The sequence below is a fragment of the uncultured Fretibacterium sp. genome, assembly GCF_938030725.1.
GTDB lineage: Bacteria > Synergistota > Synergistia > Synergistales > Aminobacteriaceae > Fretibacterium.
In genome coordinates, this window is sequence record NZ_CALHIQ010000089.1 from 1 (window position 1) to 21,730 (window position 21,730).

The 21,730-nt window shown below is 62.5% G+C and carries 23 protein-coding genes and 1 tRNA gene; 14 read left to right on the forward strand and 10 right to left on the reverse strand.

Going from position 1 to position 21,730, the window contains the following annotated elements; genetic code table 11:
• The 3 genes from Q0629_RS05405 to Q0629_RS05415 all read right to left on the reverse strand — a co-directional run.
• Positions 1–460 (reverse strand): ATP-binding cassette domain-containing protein (locus tag Q0629_RS05405; protein ID WP_298779894.1); only part of this gene is annotated, 460 nt, incomplete at its 3' end.
• A 41-nt stretch (positions 461–501) separates the two neighbouring features.
• Complete coding sequence (locus tag Q0629_RS05410) at positions 502–1,131, reverse strand: cupin domain-containing protein (protein WP_298779896.1); 630 nt, start codon at positions 1,129–1,131, stop codon at positions 502–504.
• 179 nt (positions 1,132–1,310) lie between these two features.
• Positions 1,311–1,904, reverse strand: a complete 594-nt coding sequence (locus Q0629_RS05415) for a hypothetical protein (RefSeq protein ID WP_298779898.1) — start codon at positions 1,902–1,904, stop codon at positions 1,311–1,313.
• A 316-nt stretch (positions 1,905–2,220) separates the two neighbouring features.
• Between Q0629_RS05415 and Q0629_RS05420 the strand changes: the two genes are divergently transcribed.
• Together Q0629_RS05420 and Q0629_RS05425 are read left to right on the forward strand one after the other, a co-directional pair.
• Positions 2,221–3,420: an exonuclease SbcCD subunit D gene (locus Q0629_RS05420; protein ID WP_298779900.1), complete on the forward strand. Its 1,200-nt coding sequence runs from the start codon at positions 2,221–2,223 to the stop codon at positions 3,418–3,420.
• 1 nt (position 3,421) lies between these two features.
• Complete coding sequence (locus tag Q0629_RS05425; RefSeq protein ID WP_298779903.1) at positions 3,422–6,625, forward strand: SMC family ATPase; 3,204 nt, start codon at positions 3,422–3,424, stop codon at positions 6,623–6,625.
• Between the two features lie 92 nt (positions 6,626–6,717).
• Here the strand turns inward: Q0629_RS05425 and Q0629_RS05430 are convergent, their stop codons facing one another.
• The 3 genes from Q0629_RS05430 to Q0629_RS05440 all read right to left on the reverse strand — a co-directional run bounded on the left by Q0629_RS05430 (position 6,718) and on the right by Q0629_RS05440 (position 10,475).
• Complete coding sequence (locus Q0629_RS05430) at positions 6,718–7,623, reverse strand: Cof-type HAD-IIB family hydrolase (protein WP_298779947.1); 906 nt, start codon at positions 7,621–7,623, stop codon at positions 6,718–6,720.
• A gap of 1 nt (position 7,624) precedes the next feature.
• Positions 7,625–9,463: a glutamine--fructose-6-phosphate transaminase (isomerizing) gene (gene glmS, locus Q0629_RS05435; protein WP_298779906.1), complete on the reverse strand. Its 1,839-nt coding sequence runs from the start codon at positions 9,461–9,463 to the stop codon at positions 7,625–7,627.
• A 187-nt stretch (positions 9,464–9,650) separates the two neighbouring features.
• The gene (locus Q0629_RS05440) at positions 9,651–10,475 is read right to left on the reverse strand and encodes an alpha/beta fold hydrolase (protein ID WP_298779909.1); all 825 of its coding nucleotides are present in this window, start codon (positions 10,473–10,475) and stop codon (positions 9,651–9,653) included.
• Between the two features lie 74 nt (positions 10,476–10,549).
• On the opposite strand from Q0629_RS05440, the gene Q0629_RS05445 reads away from it, so the two are divergent.
• The 8 genes from Q0629_RS05445 (at position 10,550) to Q0629_RS05480 (ending at position 13,015) form a co-directional block, all read left to right on the forward strand.
• Positions 10,550–10,625: transfer RNA gene (locus tag Q0629_RS05445), tRNA-Arg, on the forward strand.
• A gap of 196 nt (positions 10,626–10,821) precedes the next feature.
• On the forward strand, positions 10,822–11,109 hold the full coding sequence (locus tag Q0629_RS05450) for a helix-turn-helix transcriptional regulator (RefSeq protein ID WP_298779911.1): 288 nt from the start codon (positions 10,822–10,824) through the stop codon (positions 11,107–11,109).
• Positions 11,110–11,112: 3 nt separating this feature from the next.
• Positions 11,113–11,349, forward strand: a complete 237-nt coding sequence (locus Q0629_RS05455; protein WP_298779914.1) for a type II toxin-antitoxin system HicB family antitoxin — start codon at positions 11,113–11,115, stop codon at positions 11,347–11,349.
• Positions 11,339–11,596: a hypothetical protein gene (locus tag Q0629_RS05460; protein ID WP_298779916.1), complete on the forward strand. Its 258-nt coding sequence runs from the start codon at positions 11,339–11,341 to the stop codon at positions 11,594–11,596. Before Q0629_RS05455 ends, Q0629_RS05460 begins: the two co-directional genes overlap by 11 nt.
• Complete coding sequence (locus Q0629_RS05465) at positions 11,580–11,810, forward strand: type II toxin-antitoxin system RelE/ParE family toxin (protein ID WP_298779919.1); 231 nt, start codon at positions 11,580–11,582, stop codon at positions 11,808–11,810. The genes Q0629_RS05460 and Q0629_RS05465 overlap by 17 nt, the downstream gene beginning before the upstream one ends.
• 156 nt (positions 11,811–11,966) lie before the next feature.
• Positions 11,967–12,140 carry a hypothetical protein gene (locus Q0629_RS05470; protein WP_298779921.1) on the forward strand — a complete coding sequence of 58 codons (174 nt, stop codon included), beginning with the start codon at positions 11,967–11,969 and terminating at the stop codon, positions 12,138–12,140.
• Positions 12,121–12,510 (forward strand): type II toxin-antitoxin system death-on-curing family toxin, encoded by a 390-nt coding sequence (locus tag Q0629_RS05475; protein WP_298779924.1) that lies wholly within the window; start codon positions 12,121–12,123, stop codon positions 12,508–12,510. Before Q0629_RS05470 ends, Q0629_RS05475 begins: the two co-directional genes overlap by 20 nt.
• Before the next feature lie 151 nt (positions 12,511–12,661).
• On the forward strand, positions 12,662–13,015 hold the full coding sequence (locus Q0629_RS05480) for a hypothetical protein (protein ID WP_298779927.1): 354 nt from the start codon (positions 12,662–12,664) through the stop codon (positions 13,013–13,015).
• 122 nt (positions 13,016–13,137) lie between these two features.
• On the opposite strand, the gene Q0629_RS05485 is transcribed toward Q0629_RS05480, so the two are convergent.
• The 3 genes from Q0629_RS05485 to Q0629_RS05495 form a co-directional block, all read right to left on the reverse strand.
• Positions 13,138–13,551: a hypothetical protein gene (locus Q0629_RS05485; RefSeq protein WP_298779928.1), complete on the reverse strand. Its 414-nt coding sequence runs from the start codon at positions 13,549–13,551 to the stop codon at positions 13,138–13,140.
• A 185-nt stretch (positions 13,552–13,736) separates the two neighbouring features.
• Positions 13,737–14,420, reverse strand: a complete 684-nt coding sequence (locus Q0629_RS05490) for a DNA-3-methyladenine glycosylase I (protein ID WP_298779930.1) — start codon at positions 14,418–14,420, stop codon at positions 13,737–13,739.
• 52 nt (positions 14,421–14,472) lie between these two features.
• Entirely contained in the window at positions 14,473–15,093 is a 621-nt protein-coding gene (locus Q0629_RS05495; protein WP_298779932.1) for an HAD family phosphatase, read from the reverse strand.
• Between the two features lie 133 nt (positions 15,094–15,226).
• Here Q0629_RS05495 and Q0629_RS05500 point away from each other — a divergent pair, with 133 nt between their 5' ends.
• Complete coding sequence (locus Q0629_RS05500) at positions 15,227–16,081, forward strand: bifunctional 5,10-methylenetetrahydrofolate dehydrogenase/5,10-methenyltetrahydrofolate cyclohydrolase (RefSeq protein WP_298779934.1); 855 nt, start codon at positions 15,227–15,229, stop codon at positions 16,079–16,081.
• 5 nt (positions 16,082–16,086) lie between these two features.
• Positions 16,087–16,842, forward strand: a complete 756-nt coding sequence (gene larB / locus Q0629_RS05505; RefSeq protein ID WP_298779936.1) for a nickel pincer cofactor biosynthesis protein LarB — start codon at positions 16,087–16,089, stop codon at positions 16,840–16,842.
• Positions 16,843–16,862: 20 nt separating this feature from the next.
• Here the strand turns inward: larB and Q0629_RS05510 are convergent, their stop codons facing one another.
• Entirely contained in the window at positions 16,863–18,248 is a 1,386-nt protein-coding gene (locus Q0629_RS05510; protein ID WP_298779939.1) for a sensor domain-containing diguanylate cyclase, read from the reverse strand.
• A 326-nt stretch (positions 18,249–18,574) separates the two neighbouring features.
• Here Q0629_RS05510 and Q0629_RS05515 point away from each other — a divergent pair, with 326 nt between their 5' ends.
• On the forward strand, positions 18,575–20,632 hold the full coding sequence (locus Q0629_RS05515; protein WP_298779941.1) for a methyl-accepting chemotaxis protein: 2,058 nt from the start codon (positions 18,575–18,577) through the stop codon (positions 20,630–20,632).
• A gap of 215 nt (positions 20,633–20,847) precedes the next feature.
• Complete coding sequence (locus Q0629_RS05520) at positions 20,848–21,684, forward strand: formate/nitrite family transporter (RefSeq protein ID WP_298779944.1); 837 nt, start codon at positions 20,848–20,850, stop codon at positions 21,682–21,684.
• Positions 21,685–21,730 lie beyond the last annotated feature (46 nt).

Sequence of the window (21,730 nt, forward strand, 5' to 3'; positions counted from 1 at the left end):
GCCTGGCGAGGACGGTGGCGATCTCGATGCGCTTGAGTTCCCCGCCGGACAGGGATGCGTTGACCTCCCTGCGGATGTAGTCGTGGGCGCACAGCCCAACCTCCGAGAGGTAGTCGCAGGCGTCCGAAACCGAGAGGTCCTTGCCGGAAGCCAGCCGCAGCAACGCGTGGACCGTGATGCCCTTGAAGCGCACGGGCTGCTGGAAGGCAAAGCCCATTCCCTTCCTTGCGCGCTCCGTTATTCCCATGTTCGTGATGTCGATGCCGTCCAGGAGGATTTGACCTTCGGTCGGCTTTTCGATCCCGACGATCAGTTTGGCGAGCGTGGATTTCCCGCTTCCGTTCGGGCCGGTGATCGCGACAAATTTGTTGTCGCCCACGATAAGGTTCAAGTCGTGAATGATCTCTTTCCTGACCCCGTCATTGTCGACGGAGAAGGACAGGTTCCGTAATTCCAACATGACCTCGCCCCCCCGCGATAGTCTTTGGTTATCTCACCGGTTCATTCCAGGACCAACAGCAAGGCCATCTTGAAGCGGCCGTCCGCCTTGACGTAGTGCAGTCCGTTCTTTTGGAAGCGAAAATTCTCTCCGGCGCGAAGGGGGTACTCCTTCCCCTCGTACCCGATGATCGCCTTGCCGTCCAGGGCGAAGACCAACGCTTCGCCGGGCGCGGAGTGCTCGGACAAGCCGGTGCCCTCGTCAAAGCTCATCACCACGAACTTCATCTTCGGGGAGCTCAGGAGGTCCAGGTTCACGATCTTGCCGTCCTGGTAGGGGATCAGGTCCTTCAGCTCAAAGACTTCCTTGTCCTTCAAAACAGGGTTCATCACGGTCTCCTTTCTTAACAATACCTCGACGTACACGCTGTCCGATTCGGCCTTGATCCCCACGGGCACCCCGACGGGCGTCACGTAGCCCTGGCCGGCGCCGAGGGGAATTTCCCTTTCCGTCACGACGCGCATGCTGCCGTGGACGGCGAGCCAGAGCTTGTGGTCCGGATAGCTTTCGGGGCTGATGTCCGTCCCCTCCGCCATGGAGAAGACGAACGTGTCCTGGATGACCTTGCCGGACAGGGTGCAGCCAGGGACGGCAGGGTTCTCCGCTGCAAGGGTAAAGGGGCCAATCTTCATGCAAACGCCTCCCTTTTGGATTATTGACTTTTTTTATTATAATACAAAAGAGATAGCTTGCTATGCCCAAGATACGGATTCAGTATCGGGGAAAAGGCTGACTCCGCAGCGAAAGGGTCGTGGGGCAGGAACGGGTTGAGCAGCAAAAGGCGCCGCGCTGCCCGGCGTTTCGGGTGGCCCTAATACAGGCGCAGCATGTCGATCGGCATCCCGTAGGCTATCGAGGTGATCTTGCCGCCTTCGCACTCGATGAGCATGGCGGAGTTTTGCTCCAGGTAGCCGATCGAGCCGGTTCCGGAGGGGGGCAGCTCGTTCTCGTACTCCAGGTCGCCCGGGTCGAAGTCCTCAGGGTAGTCGGAGCGGTTCAGGCAGCCGTCGAAGTAGCTTTTCAAAACATCGGTGCTGGCCCCCACGCGGATCCCGCCGGGGAAGACGATGTCGGGATCTCTTATCTCAATCCCATAGAGATGGTACTCTCCGTTCTTCTGCTGAGAGGCCCCCGAAACGGTCGTCCCGTTCTTCTTCCACTCCAGGAACCACAGGTCGTCGATATTCCTCTCCTCCAGGGGGCAGTACCGGGATGGCTTCGCGGTGGGCTTGTCGTCCCGGATCATCCTCTCCGCGAGGGCGATGGCCTGTTTTTCCAGGGCGAGGCATCGGTTGAAGAACACTTCCGTCCAGTGCTCCGCGGCAACCCCTTGGGATGCGGCGAGGACCAGGCAGAACATGGCTGCCATCGACAGCGCACACTTTTTCAGAAACGAACTCTTCATAGCATAACGCCTCCTGAACTCAAAGTCGATGTCGCCGGCAAAAAGCCGTCACGGCTTAAACTTAACGGCACAGCGCCACTTTGTCAATATCTTGATCGTCGTTTCTGGCGGGGCTGCACGACCTAACACAGCGTTCGATAGCTGGAATCGGTCGTGTTTTTTGCCCTCTAAAATGAAATTTAGCGGTAAGATATATGTGATAGCATGGAGAGGCGCTCCGCCCCCTCGTTTCAGGCGCGATCCTGCGAGGCCCTGATGGCCCTCGCGCCGGGGCGCCGTGTTGAGGTGCAAATCCAGCGTAAAAGGAAGTGCGTGCATGAAGTTCTTTCATCTATCGGACCTGCACATCGGCCTGAAGCTCATCAACCGGGACCTTCTGGAGGATCAGGAGTACGTCCTCGACCAGATCGTGAGGGCTGCCGAGGAGGCGAGCCCCGACGCCGTCGTCGTCGCCGGCGATATCTATGATAAGGTGAACCCCTCCGGCGAATCGGTGGAGCTCTTCGACCGCTTCGTTTCGAAACTTGCGGGAGCGGTCCCCACGGCGGAGATCATGATGATCAGCGGCAACCACGACAGCGGACCGCGGGTCAACCTCTTTCGGAGCGTGCTGCAGCGGCGGGGAATCCACATGGTGGGCCTCCCGCCCCGGACCCCGGAAGATTTCATCGAGAAGGTGGTGCTGTGGGACGAATTCGGCCCCGTGAACTTCTACCTGCTCCCCTTCGTGAAGCCCTCCATGGTGCGGCCTGTCCTGGATGCGGGCGCAGAGGCATCGGGCGACGAGGATGATGACGTAACGCTGCGGGGCCTTTCCTACGATGAGGCGCTGCACCGGCTGATCGATCGGGAAACGATCGACCCGGAGCAGCGGAACGTCCTGGTGAGCCACCAGTTCTACCTTCCCTCCGGGAGAGAGGCGTCTGGAATAGAGCGCATGGACTCCGAGGTGCGCACCGTCGGCGATATCGATGGAGTGAGGTCGGACGTCCTGGAGCGATTTGACTACGCGGCGTTGGGCCACATGCATAAGTCGATGGAGGTCGGCAATGAGCGCTATCGCTACTGCGGGACGCCCCTGGCCTGTTCCGTAAGCGAGGCGGGACAGCAAAAGGGCATCATCGTGGTGGAGTTGGGGGAGAAGGGATGCGTGAAGACCTCCGTCCTGCCCCTGATCCCGCTCCGCGAGGTCCGCGTCATTACCGGCGCCTTTTCCGAGGTCCTGAGCCAGGGGTGCGAGGACTACGTGACGGTGGTTTTGATGGATAAGGAGGATCTGGACGTCCTCGACATGCAGGATCGCCTTCGCACTTGCTTCCCGAACCTCCTCGAGATCCGGCGGGAGCTTCCGCGCCGGGCGGGCGACCGCGCCGGGCACGGGGCGAAAGAGGCAGAGATGAGCCCCTTTGAGCTTTGCGGCTCCTTCCTGAGGGAGCAGTGGGGCGGCCGGGAGCTGGATGAGGAGGAGCGCTCGCTCCTTCAGGATGTGATCAACAGCGTTCAGGAGGCGCACTGAGATGAGACCGCTGACACTCACCATGAGGGCGTTTGGCTCCTACAACAAGGAAACGACGGTGGACTTCACCCGGCCGAACCAAAAGCTCTTCCTCATCACCGGGGACACCGGCGCGGGCAAGACCACGATCTTCGACGCCATCGTCTTCGCCCTTTACGGGGAAACGAGCGCAAGCGGCAGGAGCGGAGGCAAGCGGCAGGGCGAGGACCTGCAGAGCCAGTTCGCAAACCTGGATACCAAGCCCTTCGTGACTCTGACCTTCTCGGAGGTGCAGGGCGGGGAGGAGAGGCTCTACACCGTAACCCGCACCCCCCGCTATCGCGGTTCGCAGGAGCAGAAGGCCGGCTCCAGGCCCAGGGGGGAAACCGTTTCTCTCTCGATGCCGGACGGCCTGACGTACTCAGGGAACCTGTCGGAAACGGACCGAAAGATTAAAGAGATCGTCGGGCTGACGAAGGAACAGTTCATGCAGGTGGCCATGATCGCTCAGGGGGAGTTCATGGAGCTGCTCGGCGCCGGGGCGGACAAGAAGAAGGACATCTTTCGAAAGCTCTTCCGTACCCGGCTCTATCAGGACATCGTGGATGAGCTGAAGCGCCGCCTGGACGACGCCGCCAGACGGGTGACGGAGATCCGCAGCGCCTTTCAGGCCGAGGCGGGACACGTCGTGATCCCGGAGGAGTTTGAGGGCATGGAGCGGCTGGAGGAGAGCCGTTCTCGCCTCCTGGCCTCCGAGGGGGGGACGGTCATGGACATGGAGGCCCTTCTGGAGGAGCTCAAAGCCCTTTGCGGCAGGCTTGAGGAAGGAACTGCCCTCGCTGCGGCGGAGCGGGACGAAAAGGGCAGGCGGCGGGACGCGGCGCGCGACGCCTACACCGGGGCCCAGGACCTCGCGCGGGCCTTTGAGGAGCTGGAGAGGGCGGAGGGGGCGCTTGTCGAATGTGAGGCCGAAGAGGAGCGAATTCGGGAGGCAGGCCGCTTGATGGTCCGAATCAACGCGGCCTACGAGATTCAGCCCCTGCATCAGAGGATGGATGACGCGGAGAAGGCCGTGGCGGAGACGGAGAGGAAACTGGTGGATTTGAAGGGGGCCCTTCCGGACCTCACCCTGGGTCGTCAACGGGCGGAGGCCTCCGAGGTGGAGGCCCGGTCCGTCCAGGCGGCGGGGATCGAGGAGTTCACTCGGGTGTCCGAGCGCGTGAGCAGGGCGCTTCAAGTTTTGGAGCGGATCCGTATCGCGACGGAAACGTTTGAGGAGTGGCGTGCTGCGCTCAGCTCTGCGGAGGTGATCTCGCTCCAGGCCAAGGACGCTCTGATGAACTTTGAGGCCAAGGAAGCGGCGTGGCGGGCGCGAGAGAAGGAGTTGGAGGGCGCGGACCTGCGCCTGGCGGAGTGGGAGGCCAGACGCAGGGAAGCGGAAGACCTCATGGTGGAGGTGTCCCTGGCGGAGGACGCCGGACGGGACGCCAGACAGCAGAGGTCGGAAACGGAGAGGTTGCAGGGGGAGTACGCCTCCGTCAGGGAGGAGTACAACAGCAAAAGGGACGAGTACGTCCGAAAACAGGGGGAGTTTCTGGACGCCCAGGCCGGCTTTATCGCCTGGGAAAAGCTGAGGCCTGGCGAGCCCTGCCCCGTGTGCGGCTCCACGGATCACCCGCGCCCCTGCCTGTTGCCGGAGGGCAGCCGGGATTTGACTCGAGAGGTCGTCGATGCGCTGGCCGAGGAGGTCGCAAGTCTGCAGCAGGACCTGACGAAGCGCTCTACGGCGTCGGGGTCCGCCCTGAGCCTCCTGGAGGAGAAGGAGAGAACCCTAAAAGGGACCTTGACGCGCCTGTATGAGCGTCTGGCGAGGAGCATCCCGGAAGCGTCGGAGGCGCTGAGCCTGGAACAGGTGCGGTCATTGTTGGAAAGCTGGAGAGGCGGAATCCGGGCGGAGGGGGTTGCGCTTCGGGAGGGCGCGCAGGCTCTGAGCCGCATCAAGGAGTCCCTTAAGAGCGTGGACGAACAGCGGCAGGCGCTGACGATCGCCGCCGATAAGGCGGTTCAGACGGCGCATCAGGCGGAGAGCGCCCTCGCTGCAGCCGAGGCGGAGCTCAAGGGCTTCGAAGGGCAGCGGGACTACGCGACCGTGGCGGACGCACAGTCGGCCCTCAGCGGGGCCAGGACTGCGAAGCGCGAGGCGGACTCGGCCTTCGAGGCCGCTCGTGAGGCGGCGCAGTCCGCGCGGAGCTCGCTGGAGAACGCGGAGGCCGCGATCGCCCGGCTCGCGGAGGAACTGCCCCTTCAGAGGGAGGAGGCAGAGCAACGCAGACAGGCCTACGAGGCGCTCATGGACGAGAAGAAGCTATCCGAGGCGGATTGGATGGAAACCGTTCGCCGGCACGGCCGGGAGGACGTGGGGGCGCTGCTGGATGAGGTGGAGGCGCACCGCAAGAAAAAGGCGGCTGCGGAGGGCGCGCGCGACGCGGCTCTGAAGGCCGTAAACGGGCGCGAGAAGCCCGTCATGGAAGACCTGGAAAGGGCCAGGGACGAGGCGGAAGAGGAACTGGAGAAGGCTCAGTCCGCCTGGGCGCGGCTCGACAGGGCCTTTGAGGCGGACGACGCCGTCCTCTCTGCCCTGTCGCCGAGGATGGAAGAACGAAAGCAGGTTGCTCGGGAGTACGCCCGGTTCAACGGGCTGCACCGGGGGCTGGGGGGCAAGGAGTCGGGCGCCCGCATGGACATCGAAACCTTCGTGCAGCGGCACTACCTGCAGCGAATCCTGTACGCGGCGAATACCCGCTTTCAGGACATGACTGCGGGGCAGTTCGAGCTCCGCCTGGTGCAGGAGGAGCAGGCGGGGGAGGGGAGGAATCAGGGGCTGGACCTCGTGGTCTATTCTTCGGTCACCGGCAGGGAACGGAAGGTCTGGACGCTATCCGGAGGAGAGTCCTTCGTGGCGGCCCTCTCGCTGGCTCTGGGGATGGCGGACCTGATCCAGGAGAGCGCCTCGTCGATCAGCCTGGATATGATCTTCATCGACGAGGGCTTCGGCTCCCTGGACGACCGAACGCGAAACCAGGCGGTCAAGGTGCTGCAGCGGATAGCGGGCGGCCGCCTCATCGGCATTATCTCCCACGTGACGGAGCTGAAGCAGGAGATCGAGGACCAACTGATCGTCAGCAAGGACTCGGAGGGCAGCCGGGTCCGTTGGCAGATCAGCTGACGGGCCGCCGGGAGGCTTCAGCCTTGTGTGCGCGATGCGGGGCCGCCGCCGCGAGGGGGGCCGGGGTGGCTCAGGCTCCTCGCGGGTGGGGCCTATGCTCCCCGAATGCAGTGTTGAATCGCGAGGGCGACGCCGCCCTCCTGGTTGGACCTCGTGATGAAGTCCGCTGCGCGCTTGACCTCCTCCGGGGCGTTGGCCATGGCAACGCTGACGCCCGCCGTCCTGAACAGAGGCAGGTCGTTTCCGGAGTCGCCGCAGGCCATGCTTGCCGACAGAGGGATGCCCAGGAGCTCCATGAGGCGCGAGAGTCCGCGACCCTTATCGACGCCCGCTCGGTTGAACTCCCAGTTGTGGTTGCCGCCGCAGACGTAGGTGATCTCCGGGTGGGCGGCCAGGATGCGCTCCGCCTCCTCCCGCCCTGTAAGGGCGCCGTCCTGCCGGCAGAAGTTGATGGTGACCTTCTGGACGCGAAGCGCCTCGCGCTCGATGCGTCCCAGAAGGTCACTTTCGTAGATGCGCGTGCGCCTGATGTAGGCCTTGGCGCTTTCGGGCAGAACGGTTTGCTCCAGGAGGGCCCGGCGATCCTCACGGGAGTAGGCATCTCCGTCGATGAAGACGTCGTAGTAGAGGTTCAGGGGTTCCAGGTCACGCAGGACGCCCAGCGCGGTCCGGGCGTCCATGCAGTCGTCGAAGAGGAGCTTTCGGTCCGGCAGCGTGTAGACGGCGGCGCCGTTGACCGTGAGCGCGCAGTGCACTCCGAGGGGCGCTACCTCCTCGACGGGCACGCCGCAGTAGGGGCGCCCCGTCGAGATGACGACCGTGACGCCCCGATCCGAGGCCTCGCGGATGGCCGCGGCGTCCTTGCGCGATATCTCGCCCTCCTCGTTGAACAGCGTCCCGTCGAGGTCGAGGGCGATCAGCCTGATGGTGGGCAGGGGCTCCTCGCGATCGGACAGGAGAGAGGGCGCCGGGCTGCACCCCCTCCGTGCCCCGTTCACCCTATTCAACGGTAACGCTCTTGGCCAGGTTCCTGGGCTTATCGACATCCAGCCCCCGCGCGCAGGCCAGGTAATAGCCCAGGAGCTGCAGCGGGATCACGGCGAGGCTCGATGTGAAGTGCTCGTCCGTCTGGGGCAGGGGGAAGACGAGGTCCGCGTCGTCCTTCAGGGCGTCGTTCCCGCGGTTGGTGACGCCCAGGAGCCACGCGCCGCGGCTCTTGACCTCCATGAGGTTGCTGGCGGTCTTCTTGTAGAGCCCCCCCTGCGTCATGAGCCCGACCACCAGGACGCCCGGCTCGATCAGGCTGATGGGGCCGTGCTTCATCTCGCCGGCGGCGCAGGCCTCGGAGTGGATGTAGCTGATCTCCTTCATCTTGAGGCTGCCCTCCATGGCCAGCGCGTAGTCCAGCCCGCGCCCCAAAAAGAAGGCGTCGCGTGCGTCCTTGAAGCGCTCCGCCACGTCCTTGATGCGCTCTTTCTCGTCCAGCACAGCATCGATCTTCTCCGGCAGGGTTTCCAGCTCGCGCAGCAGGTCACGGCAGCGGATGGCGGAAGCCGTGCCTCGGACACTCGCGAAGTGGATGGCCAGGAGGTAGCAGGCGATCAACTGGGCGCTGTAGGCCTTGGTCGTCGCCACGGCGATCTCCGGCCCCGCCAGCGTGTAGAACACGCTGGCCGCCTCCCGTGCGATGGTGCTGCCCAGCACGTTGACGATGGCCAACGTCCTGATCCCGTTCTCCTGGGCCAGGCGCATGGCGGCCAAGGTGTCCGCCGTTTCGCCGGATTGGCTGATGACGATGGCCAGAGCGGAGGGGTCCAGCGGGATTTTGCGGTAGCGAAACTCGGAGGCCAGCTCCACGCGCACGGGGATATTCACCAGGTCCTCGAGGACGTACTGGGCCGCGACGCCAGCGTGGTAGGCGGAGCCGCAGGCCAGTATGTAGATCTGGCTGAAGTTCCTGATCTCGTCGTTCGTCAGGCCCGTGGCGCTCATGTCCAGCACGCTGCCCTCCTTCAGCACGGAGCGGAGGGTGTCCCTCACGGCGCGGCCCTGCTCGTGGATCTCCTTCATCATGAAGTGCTCGAAGCCGCCCTTCTCCGCAGCCTGAGCATCCCACTTGATTTCTGTGGACGCCTTGTCCAAGGGCCTGCCGTCCTTGTCGTAGAAGCGGATGTCCCCCTTGCAGATCTCGACGATCTCCATGTTGCCGATGTAGTACACCGTCCGGGTGTACTGAAGGATGGCGGAAACGTCGGAGGCCAGAAAGGACTCGCCGTCTCCTTTGCCCACGATGAGGGGGTTGTCCTTGCGCACGCCCCACACGGCGTCAGGAAACTCCCTGAACATAAGGACGAAGCAGTAGGAGCCACGGATGCGCTTCATCGCCTTCGTGAGGGCGGCAACGGGATTGTTGCCGCTTTTTTTATAGTAAAGGTCGATGAGCTTGACGGCCACCTCCGTGTCGGTCTGGGAGTAGAACGTGTACCCGTTCCTGAGCAGCTCTTCCTTCAGCTCCTGGTAGTTCTCGACGATGCCGTTGTGGACCGCCACGACGGTCATGTCGTCGCTCCAGTGGGGGTGGGCATTCTCCTCCGAAGGGACGCCGTGAGTTGCCCAGCGCGTGTGACCGATGCCGCAGGTGCCGGAGAGCGCCTTGCCGGAGTTGATCCGCTCCGCCAGGGCCTTCAGCCGCCCCTTCGCCTTGACGGCCTTCACGTCCGTGCCGTCGCGGACGGCCAGCCCGGCGGAGTCGTAGCCTCGGTATTCAAGTTTCGCCAGTCCATCCAACAGAACGGGGGAGGCCTGTCTGCTCCCGCTGTAACCTAGAATGCCGCACATAAGAATTGCCCCCAGTCCATCTAAAAAGATCGGCGCCCTATGGCGCTAAATCGAGTCCAGCCGTTTGTGTGCCGCGCCCTGTTGCCCCGGCGCGTTCTCTCATTATATCCAAATTGTCCCTGAAACAGGAGAAAAATTCTCAGGCCTACTCCAAAGAGCGGCCTCGATTTTGAGGGAGAGAAGGGGGTCACGCCTCTGCTGCGGCGTGGGCTCTCAGCCAGCCCAGGATGAGCTCCGTCGCCCTGTCCCGCTCCGGTCCGTGGAGGAGGTCGTGCCACGCGCCCTCCAGGATGACCAGAGTCCCGTCCGGCGAGGCGGAGCGGGCCCGGAGGTTCTCCGCGGACGCGGGCGGCACGATGCGGTCCTCTGAGCCGTGGAGGGCCAGGAAGGGCAGCCGGTGGGTGGGGAGCGAAGCCGTGAGGTCGTCCATGCCCTTCACGAAGACCTCGACGAGCAGTCGGTTGACGAAAGCACGGAGCACCCAGGGGTCTTTTTCGTACTCGCGCCGCGCCGCCTCGTCCAGGGTCAGGGACTCCTCCCCGACGGATGGGGAGCAACGCATCAGCAGGTGCTCTATCTGAGGACGCCGGAAGTTTCGATAGCGCCCAGTTTCCAGGGTGGGCGCTCCGACCAGGACCTGCCCGGATAGCCCTTCGGGAAGGTGAACGCCGAGCAGGAGGGAGAGAAGCCCCCCCATGCTGTAGCCGACGGTGAAGAGCGGGCCGGGTCGTTCCGCCAGGGCGGCGTCCGCCATGAGGCGCACGTCCTTTACCAACAGCCGGTAGTCCTGGACGTCGGCCCGCGCTCCGCCGGAGCGGCCGTGTCCCCGCAGGTCGAAGCGCGTCACGCGCCACCCTGCGTCGGCCATCGCGGCCGCCACGGCGTCGAACCGCCGGCAGTGCCCCCCCAGCCCGTGGAGGAGGAGGACGCTCCCCAGCGCTGCCCCTGAGGTTTCGTCCGTGCAGCGATAGAGCTCCGTCCCGTCGAAGGATCGTATCAACGCCTCGTGCATTGCCCCTCAGCCTCCCGATCGAAATTGTATTTGACAGTACGGCTTTTTATGTTATATTAACATAGTTCCTTTGCGGGCTTGTAGCTCAGTGGATAGAGCGACGGCCTCCTAAGCCGTAGGTCGGCAGTTCGAATCTGCCCAAGCTCGCCATAGAGGAATTGCAGGGGTTTACAGGGAAAAAGTAGCAGAAATAGAGAAAATAGGCCGTCGCTCATGGGGAGCTTTGCAGCGCAAGGATTCCTGTCGCCTCGCTTTCAAAATGTCCGTTTTTCCATTCGGGAGAAACGGCTTTTCGTCTTTTACTATGTATAATTATAACAGTCCATCTGGAAGGGGTTATAATGGAATGAAGAGGAGGAACGATAATGCCAAGATGGACGGAAGCGGACCGCACTCCGTTAGCCTTCCTAAGGCAAATGCTTATCTCTCGCGCAACGAGACAGCAGTGAGATTACATGTTGGGGTTACGACGTTAGCGTGGTATGAAAACGGGGTAAACGATGTTCCAACGGGGGGCGCTGAAAAGATGGCAATCTTGTATCAAGTTCCCCTTGACGTAATGAGGGAGGCCGTTACGCAAACCCAGAACACTGTCGCGGCTGCGGTGTCTGCGGCCAAGAGAGAGGAGGGGTAAGGGATGGCGACCTATACGGCTTGCTACACGAAGATAGAGGCGGGCTACATGGGGCAGCTTCTCGAATGGCCGGAGGTCATCACTGAGGGGAGCACCCTTGAGGAGTGCCGGGCCATGCTGATAGACGCCGCCCAGGAGATGGCAAGGGCGTATCTGGAAACGGGGCAGGTCCCACCTCAAACGCCGGTCCTCTTTGAACCCCTTCCTGTGGCCATGGAGGGGGCATCGCATGTCGATTAACCGACGCGACCTCGTGAGGCACTTGGAGCAATACGGATTTTTCCTGCAGGTGGAGGCACGCCTGGGAGCGGAGAGCCGTGCAGCGCGGCAGACGCCAGAGAATCTTATTGCTGCAGCTATCGAGCAGTACCTTGAAGACCTGGAAGACTACCGGGGCGCCGTGAGGATTTCCGAGGAAGTTAGGAGCGGCAGGATGGAAACCTATAGCCTGGAAGATGTGAGAGTACGCCTTGGCCTGGGGAGTTAGGCTTTCGAGGGAAGCAGAGAAGACTTTAGGGCGCCTGGACAAATCCGCCCGAACGCGGATAGTGGATTTTCTGAGTACGCTGTCCTTCGCTTCCTCTCCACGAGAAAGGGGCGCAGCCCTGACTGGCCCGCTCTCAGGGTATTGGCGTTACCGCGTGGGAAACTACCGGCTCATCTGCGACCTTCGGGACTGCGAGCTCGTCGTCTCGTCTTGAAGATCGGACACAAAAGAGAGGTCTACAGGTAGGCCGGGGAAGATTCTGCATTGCTGGATGCGTTTAAAACGTACCCAGCCGAATTACGCACAGGGGCAAGGCCCCAAGCTGGAAGTCTTGGGAGCGTTCCGGGAAACACGGAGGTGAGATAGAGGGATGACCATTAAAGGCGTTTTGCTGAAGCATGGGAATACCGGCGTCATCTGCCGCCAAGGGGACGACGGAGAGCCGCAGGGAGAGGGGAGTCGACGCCGCGAGGCCCGAAGGACCTTGATGTCCCAGATCATCAAGGAGCACAAGGGAGCGTTCGATGAGCTCGCAAGGTATTGAATGGCTCAATGAGGAGGCCATACTTGACGCGGTGCTCCTTCTGCAGGAGCAGTATGCCGGAGACTCCATCGGGATTATCAACCTCAACCCCATCGGCTATATCGCCAACTTGGCCGCAGTTTCGCATTACTACGGCAGCGATCTCCTGTCCCTGGCCGCAGTGATAGGGCGCTCGATCATCCAGGGGCACCCCCTCCAGGATGGCAACAAGCGTCTGGGGATTCTCCTGATGACGCTGTTCCTCTCAGAGAATGGCGTGCGGCTCCAAGCAAGCGAAAGAGAGATTACCGAAACGGCGCTGTCCTTGGCGCAGGGGACGCTTGATTTCAACGGTCTGCGTTCTTGGCTGGGGGCGCATACTTGTGGATAAGAGCGTCAGGCCATGCCCTGGACAAGGCTCAGGAGATAACGGAGGCGTCCTCGGAACGGGAAAGGGACTGCCTTAAACGCAGGCCCCTTGAGCCCTCTCCCTGTGATCATGGGGGGGAGAACCGGTCGGCTGCAGGAGATGAAACGGGAACATGGCGGAACAGTATTTGTCGGCGCATGAGTTGGATGACAAAATTATGCGCTACTGCGGACGGCGCGTGCAGGTGAAACTCAAAGAGTCCTCATCCCTGTTCCCGTTGGGAGATGTCTTGACCTGCGTAGCATGGTACTACGACGAACATGCTATTGACATTGATGACGAGGAAGAAAAAGAGTTTATGGGGTATGGAATGCGGGTTTATGACGTCGAGATCAATGGAGTCCCCATAGCTGGGGTCGGGAGTATTCCCTTCGCGCATATTGCCGGATTCATTCCCCTGGAGGGTGAGAATACCCCGGAGGAAATAGACCGATTGTTTAAAAAAGCAAGCGGCATTAAGGCTTAAAATGAGCCCCTGCAGGATGGCCCCGCTCCTTGGCCCGAGGGTCAGCACTTGATCCCCTCAGAGGGGTCAATTCGTTTGATACCCTTGGTTCCTCACGGTTCGTTAGGGGGCGGCCAAGGGGCTCAAGTGTCGTCATTTTGACGACGGTTGGAGGACGGCCCCTGCTCCCCCTGACCAATGGGGTAACCGAAGTCAAGGCGACTGCGGTTGAGGTAGGTCCGGGGCTGCCTTGTCTTGGCCGCGGGGGCCGGGATCGTCACCAGGAGCCCCGACAGGTTGAAGTCCCTCGCTCGAAGCTGGAGGCTCTCCCCAGGCCGCGCCCCGCAGTCCAGGGAGAACAGCATGAGGGCGTAGTCCCTGAGCCCCGTGAAGGTCCGCCTGTTCGGGAGCCTCAGGAGCTCGGCCAGGAGGTGAGCACAGGAGAGCAGACCCTCCGAGAGACACCAATTGAAGAACTTCTTGAGGTACGCGAAGCGGAGGTTGTAAGTGTTGGGGTTGTGGTCATCGCTTTTAAGCATGTTAACAAACAGAGCCATCGGTTGAGCCGGTGGCTCTGTTTGTTGACACCTCGCGATTAAAAGAGTTGGCGTGCTTTAAACGGCGGGTGGCGGACAAAATCGGCGCCGAGAGAGATGGGCAAAAGGGCAATGGAGCATCGAAGCAAAGACGGGGCGTGAAAGACGAGCCGGAGGTTCCTTCCCCCCCGCCTGCGCCGGACCCTTCATTCCTGCCGTATGCCGGGCTTGTCCTTTGCCCTGCGCTCCGCGCGTCCGATGCCCTCCTCGCCCTCCGGGGGCCGATGGGCGACATCGGCGATTGCGATGAGCTGGCGTCGGCGCGGGCAGCTCTCGATGTGATCGTTGATCACCCCGCAGGACTGAAGGTGCGAGTAGACCGTCACCGCCCCAAGGAACTTGAAGCCGCGCGCCTTCAGGTCCTGGCTGACGGCTGCGGACAGGGCGTTGCTGGCGGGGATGTTCCCCGCCTGGTGTCCGTCGTAGAGGATCGTCTTGCCCTTGGTGAAGGCCCACAGGTACTCGCTGAAGCTGCCGAACTCCTCCCGCACCTTCTGGAAGCAGCGGGCGTTGGCGATGATGGCCTGGATCTTGCGCGGGGCCCGAATCATGCCGGGAGTTTCCATGGCGCGGGCCACGTCCTCATCGGTGAAGGCCGCCAGGCGGTTCCAGTCGAAGCCCGCCAGGCATTGGCGAAAGATATCGCGCTTCTGCAGCACCGTGTTCCAGCTCAGCCCGCACTGCATGACCTCCATCATCAGGTGCTCAAAGTGCTTCCCGTCCTCGTGGACGGGGACGCCCCACTCCGTGTCGTGGTAGCGGCGCATCTCCGGGTTCATCAGGGCCCAGGGACAGCACCCCGTTTCCATTGTATCGTCCGTCGCACTCACTTTCGTTCCGCCTCCTCGTTCTATCCGTTCTGTCATCATAAGGTGACTCCGCTCAGGCGTCGCTTCTGAGCATCGAGCTCAAGTCCCTCTGCGCCTGTTCGTAACTCTGGAATTGGATGGCCTGCATCCCGAAGTCCCGCGCCCCCTGGACGTTGGGCTCCAGGTCGTCGATGAAGACGCAGCGGCCCGGCGTCAGGGCGTATCGCTCGCAGATGGCGGCGTAGATGGCCCGGTCTGGCTTCAGGAGCTTCACGTCGCAGGAGAAGACGCCGCCATCCAGGACGGGCAGAAAGTCCAACACGCCAGGGTTGGCGTCCATGATGAGGTGCGAGTAGTTGGAGAGGAAGAGGGCGCGCCGGCCCGTCGCCTTGACCGATTGAATCCAGGGGATGGCGTAGTCCAGCCGGCTCACGCAGCCCCCTATGTGCTCCATGAGCGTTCGGATCTCGCCCTCACGACGGGGTGCGCCGGCGATGAAGCCCTCGATGATCGACTCCGTGCTCAGCACGCCCCGGTCCAGCTCGTCCCACAGTCCCGTCCCCCAGAGCGCCTCGTTGATCTCCTCGATGGCCCCCTCGTCCCCGACCCAGCGGTGGACGTAGCCGGTCCAGTCGAAGTTCGCCAGCACTCCTCCGATGTCGAAGATCACCGTGTCGATCGCAGCCGTACTCATCGTTTCACGTCCTCGTCAGTATGAGTTTAAACGCAGTATAACACGACGCCCCGGCGGACGTCAGGCTCGAAATAACGAGCTGGATACGCTACAATAACATTTACAAGCTGAATTTAGAAAGGAGCTGGTTCAAGTGACTGTCTTCATGAAGGGGGCCGAGGTGGCGGCCGGGATGAAGGAGGCGCTTCTGGCGGAGCACGCGGAGTTGAAGGGGATGGGCGTGGACCCGAAGCTGGCCATCGTGAGGGTGGGGGCCAGGGGGGACGACCTGGCCTATGAGCGCGGAGCCCTGAAGCGCTTTGCCGGGCTGGGCATCACAGCGCAGGTGTACGAGCTGCCGGAGGACATCAAACAGGCGGATTTCGACGCGGAGTTCGGGAAGATCAACGCGGACCCGAACGTCCACGGCATCCTCCTGTTCCGCCCGCTGCCGGGCGGCCTGAGCGACGAGGCGGCGCGTCGGACCATCGACCCGCGCAAGGACGTGGATGGAATGAGCCCCATCAGCTCGGCCATGGTCTTTGCGGGCGCGAAGGACGGCTTTGCCCCCTGCACGCCGGGCGCGGTGATGGAGATGCTGGCGCACTACGAGGTGGACCTCAAGGGAAAGAACGTGACCCTCGTGGGGCGCAGCATGGTGGTGGGGCGCCCACTGGCGATGCTGATGCTGGCGGCGAACGCTACGGTGACGATCTGCCACACGAAGACCGTGGACATGCCGGCCGTCTGCCGCCGCGCGGACATCGTGGTCGCCGCGGCGGGGAAGGCGGGCATGATCGGCGCGGACTGCGTGACGGACAGGAGCATCGTCGTGGACGTGGGCATCAACGTGGGGCCGGACGGCAAGCTCTGCGGCGACGTGGACTTTGAGGCCGTTTCGCCCGTCGTCAGCATGGTGAGCCCCGTGCCTGGCGGCGTTGGGGCCGTGACGACGTCCGTCCTGGCCAGGAACACGCTGCGGGCCGCGCGGCTTTTGATGAAACGCTGAGGCCCATGTCCCTGTCCGTCCGCCAGGTGCTCCAGCGGGTGAGCGAAGGGGCGATGAGCGTCGAGGACGCGCTGCTGCACGTGAAGGAGAAACCCTTTGAGGACCTGGGCTTCGCCAAGGTGGACCTGCACCGCAGGGTCCGTCAGGGCGCGGCGGAGGTCATCTACGGCGCGGGCAAGACGCCGGAACAGATAGCGGGCATCCTGGAGGCGATGCGGCGGAACGGGCAGGGCCCCGTCCTCATCACGCGCCTGTCGCCGGAGGCCGCGGAGGCCGTCGGCCGGTCCTGCGCGCTGGACTACCACGAGGAGGCCCGCGTCGGCATTGTGGGGGACCTGCCGCAGCCCGACGGGATCGGGCGCGTCGTCGTGGCCACGGGCGGGACCAGCGACATCCCCGTGGCGGAGGAGGCCGCGCTGACGGCCGAGGCGCTGGGTAGCGAGGTGCAGCGCCTCTACGACATCGGCGTGGCGGGCCTGCACCGCACCCTCTCCCACCTGGAGGACATCATGAGCGCCAGCGTCCTCATTGCGGTGGCGGGCATGGAGGGGGCCCTGGCCAGCGTGCTGGGCGGCCTGGCGGAGTGCCCGGTTATCGCCGTGCCCACCAGCGTGGGCTACGGGGCGTCCTTCGGCGGTCTGGCGGCGCTCCTTGCGATGCTGAACTCCTGCAGCAGCGGCGTGACGGTGGTCAACATCGACAACGGCTTTGGAGCGGGGTACTGCGCCAACCGGATCAATCACATGGGCGTTAAGAAATGAAATAGCGGGGCCTGGCCCCGCTATCTTTCATCCTGTCTTCTCCTGTCCCGCTCGCCCTCCGGCCCGCAGCCCGTTCCCCAGTTGGGGGTGAGGCGTTTGCGGCGGTCCACGCCGCCGGGGGCGCCTTTGTCGCTGACGCGGCGCTCCTTCTCCATGGAGGGGTCGTAGATGACGCAGCAGGCGCGCCCGCTGTGCTTGGCCTGGTAGAGGGCCAGGTCGCTCCGGTGGATGAGGTGGTCGATGGCCGAGCCGGTTTCGTTCTCCGTCGTCTTGGTGATCCCGCCGCTGACGGTGAGGTTCTTCGTCCTGTCGGAGCTGTGGAAGTAGGCGGCCATGTCCTGAATGAATTGGTCCACCCGCCCCTTGAGGTCCTCCAGCGACAGATCCCCAAGGAACACCATCATGAACTCGTCCCCGCCCAGGCGGGCGATGAAGGCGTCCGGAAAGTTGTGCTGCATCATCTCGGCGGTGGCGGCGAGCGCCGCGTCGCCCGTCTGGTGTCCCCAGGTGTCGTTGACCTCCTTGAAGTGGTCGAGGTCCAGGTAGACGCAGGCGACGTGTTCCTCGTCCTGGTGGGCTTGCATGTAGTTCTGGAAGTACCAGCGCGAAGCCAGCCCGGTGAGGGCATCCTGCCGGGCGATCTCCAGTATCTGCTGCTGAAACTTCAGCTCCTTCGTCATGTCCCGCGCGACGCTGACGATACCGATGATCGTGCCGTCCTCGTCGAAAAGGGGAGTCTTATAGGTCTTCAACCGGCGCAGGTCCTCCTGCCCCCTGACCTCCTCGTCGAAGACGCAGGTTCTCCCCTGGCGGATGACCTCTTTGTCCGTTTCGGGCCAGGCGTACTCGTCCTTCGCACACTCCCCCTCCGGCATCCTCCAGACGTAGTAGTGTCCGTGCCCCTGGACCTCCTCCTTCGTCTTGCCGACGAGCTGGCAGAAGGCGTCGTTGACCTTGACGTAGGCGCCCTTCAGGTCCTTGTACCAAATGAGGTCCGGCAGGGGATCGATGGTTTGGTTCAGCTGGTTTTGAGCCGTCCAGAGGGCCTTCTCCGCCTGGATCTCCCGCAGGATGTGTTGAAAACGAAAGCGCAGCATCGCGGGGGAGAGCGGCTTGATCCACACGTCGTCCCATAGCGCCAGTTCCTTTTCGGATAGGTTCTTCGGGCGGGAGGTGCAGAGGATACGCTTTGCGCCCTCCTCGATGGACGCGCGCAAATCCTCCTCCGAGAGGCTCGCGCTCTCGTCGAGGATGACGATCTGGCGATCCTTCCGAGGTAGGCCTCCCAGCGGCTTCAAGGGCTGGAAGCGGTGGATGAAGCGCGGAAGCGGTGACATCCCCTTCAGGACGCTCAGGGAAACGTCGTCAAGCCCGCAGCAGTTGATGATGAGCTCGCAAGAGTACAAATCCTGCTCCGCCTCCTTAAAATTTGTCCGAAAGTTTTTTCACGATTCACGACTGCCGATCGACTTGCACGATGATATTTTGTTATTATGACAGATATCTCGAAAAAAGCAAAAGATTGCCGGCGGGAGCCCTCCGGCCGCAGCGCGGCGTTGACATTGGAAAGCGATCATTGAGGATCGTTGCGATTGAGGGAACGGCTGCTTGTGCTAAAGCGGAGATGACGAGGAATTGGCTGGTTTTGCTTGACAAACCGATGTGGCGGAATTATAATTTTTAATAGATGAATTGTATTGTAACTTTGTAAAATTCTGGAGGGAGGCTTTTTATGTCTATTCGTGGAAAACTGCGCTTGATCGCAGGGGCGATTTCCCTGGTGATCCTCTTGATGACCGGCGTGACTTACGTTCGATCGGGAGCGATGCTCGACAGCTTTCTGAAGAGTTCCGGCACCGAAATTGCAGTTGGCGCTGCGCACATCGTCCAGGATCAGCTGGACCGCTACATCGCGACCGTAAACGTCGCTGCGGCCGCCATGCGCCAAGCCTACATCGACGCGGGTAACCCCGATGCCGGGGCAAAGAACGTCGAGGCGATCTGCGAAAAGATGCTGAAGAACGCCGAGGACAAGAACATCCTGAACCTGTACCTGGCGCTCGAGTCCACCGGGTTACTGGCCATCGCAAGCTCCGAGGGCAAGTGGGTTGCCCCGGCGGGATATGACGCCCGGACGCGAGGCTGGTATCAGCAGGCTGTGGCCGACCGCGGGACCACCAGATTCAGCACTCCCTATATTGAGGCTGCTTCAGGGAAGCTGGTGATTGCAGCCACAAAGGCCGTTTATGATGACTCCGGCAAACTGGTGGGCGTGGCGTCTATTGAGGTGGATTTGGACAAGCTGAGCGCTTTTGTGGTTAGCCAGAAGGTCTTCGGTCAGGGATCGGGCGCCCTCGTGCAGAAGGACGGCACATTCATTGCCCACAGCAACAAGGACTACGTTTTGAAGGCCAACCTCCTCAATGGGCAGGAGTTCGATGCGTCCGTCCATCAGTTTGCGGTCAAAGCTCTGAGCGGCGAGACAGGTTTTGCTGACTACCTCAACAACGGAGAAAGGCGGCGCGTCTTTTTCGCGCCTGCAGGTCATGATCTCTTCTTCATCGTGTTCTTCCCGATATCAGTGATTCAGGCGATGGTGCGTGGTCTGACAGTCTTTCTTGTCCTCATCGCTGTGGTGGCGCTCCTGGTCATCGGCTTTCTCATCTTCGCCATCATGCGCAGCCTCTCCCGCTCCCTCAAGGGCATGAGCGCTGTGACGGCCGACCTGAGCAGGGGAACCCTGACCGTTCGCTTCGATGAGACGGGGCGCGACGAGTTGTCGGGCATGTCAAGGGAGCTCAACGCGATGATCGCTTCCGTGTCCGAAACGCTTCGCAACATTCGAACTGAGGCTGACGAAACTTCAAGACAGGCCGATACTCTTGCGGCCCTCTCCGAGGAAACCCTCGCGTCGATGGAGGAGGTTTCAGCGTCCATTGAGCGCGTCAACGGCGTCGTCAGTTCCGCTTCCTCAGCGACGGAGGAAACCCGCGCGTCCGTCGGGGAGATTGCCGACAGTGCCCAGTCCAGCGCACAGAGCGCCACCGAGAGCGCCGAGCAGGCGTCCCGCGTTGCGGACGTTTCGAAGAACGCCGTGGATGAGGTCGGGGCCGTCGTTACGGGAATGAGGGAGGCGAAGGACAAGTCCAGCCAGAGCATCGCTCAGATTCAAGAGCTTGGCGAGTCGGTGAACGCGATATCCTCCTTCGTGACTACGATCACCTCCATCGCCGATCAGACAAACCTTCTCGCCTTGAATGCCGCCATCGAGGCCGCGAGGGCCGGCGACGCGGGGCGGGGATTCGCCGTCGTCGCCGAGGAGGTGCGCAAGCTGGCCGAGGAATCGGCTCACGCGGCTCAGGAGATCGAGAAGTTGATAGCGGGCCTTCAAAAGCACTCTGAAAGCTCTGTCGAGGCGACAAAGGAAACGGAAAAGATACTGATCGAAACATCGGAAGCGGCGGAGGTGACGCAGCAGAAGCTGAACGGCGCCATGGATGCCATTGCCCGTCTGAACGATGCCATTCAGAACATCGCCGCGATATCGGAGGAGCAGGCTGCTTCCTCCGAGGAGATGACGGCATCCATACAGCACGTCGCAGAGGCCAACCACAACGTGGTGGAGGCCGCCGATTCGATTCAAACCGCGACCCGCGAAACGACCAAAGCCGCGGAGTCCATCGCCGGCGCTGCACAGGGCCTGGCCACCACGGCGGAGAAGCTGCAGGGCTTCATCGGCTCGTTCCTCCTCGACAAACAGGGCGATATCGTCCCGAAAAAGAATCGCTGACGTCCACATTCTGAAGCGAAGCCCCCGACGGCATAGTAAAGCCCGTCGGGGGCTTTTTCTACTGCTGAAGCGCCGGCCTTCACCTGAGGAGTGCCGCGTCGGTGGCTCTCCTCGTTTCAGGATCGGATCGCTCAAAAGCTGCTCCCGAAGGTTTGGGGCTGTTGCATTTAGCCGGTCGATCTGTTAGTTTAGATGGAGAAGGGAGGGATTTTTGAATGCAGAGCAACTTTTTGAGCCCCGCGGAGGTCGCGGAGCTGGTCGTGGGCGTGGGGCAGCGGAAGGCAGAGATGTCCGTGACGAACCAGCTGATCTTGAGCGTGATGGCGGGGGCCTTCATCGCGTTTGGGGCGGCCGGGTCCTGCGTCGCCGTCCACACGGTGGAGTCCGCCGGAGTGGCAAAGGCCCTGGCGGGCGCGCTCTTCGCCGCAGGGCTCATCATGGTGGTGGTGGCGGGAGGCGAGCTCTTCACGGGGAACTCCCTCATGCTCATGGCCCTGGCTGAGGGGCGGATCTCCCTGTGGCAGCTCCTGCGCAGCTGGCTCGTCGTCTACGCCGGAAACTTCGCGGGCGCGCTTCTCACGGCGGGGCTGGTGTGCCTGTCCGGGCAGTGGGGGATGTCGGGGGGGCTCTTGGGGGCTTCGGTCATCAAGACGGCCGTCGGCAAGACGGCCCTGTCCTTCCGGAACGCCTTCTTTCTGGGCGTCCTCTGCAACTGGCTGGTCTGCCTTGCGGTCTGGATGAGCTTCGCCGCGCGGGACATCGCAGGCAAGGTGCTGGTGATCTTCTTCCCCATCTGGCTCTTTGTGACGTCGGGCTTTGAACACAGCGTGGCCAACATGTACTACATCCCCGCAGGCATCCTGGCCGCGGCGGAACCGGCCCTGGCGGGGCGGGCGGCTTCCGTTGGCCTGTCGCCGGAGGCCCTGGCAAACCTGAACTGGGGCGCCATGCTCCAGGCGAACCTCCTGCCCGTTACCCTGGGCAACGTCGTGGGCGGCGGCGTCCTCGTGGCTCTGGCCTACTGGTTCGTCTACCGGCGGGACAAGCGGTAGGGTCGAAGGCGACGCAAAAGGGGCCGGAACGCTCCGGCCCCCAAAA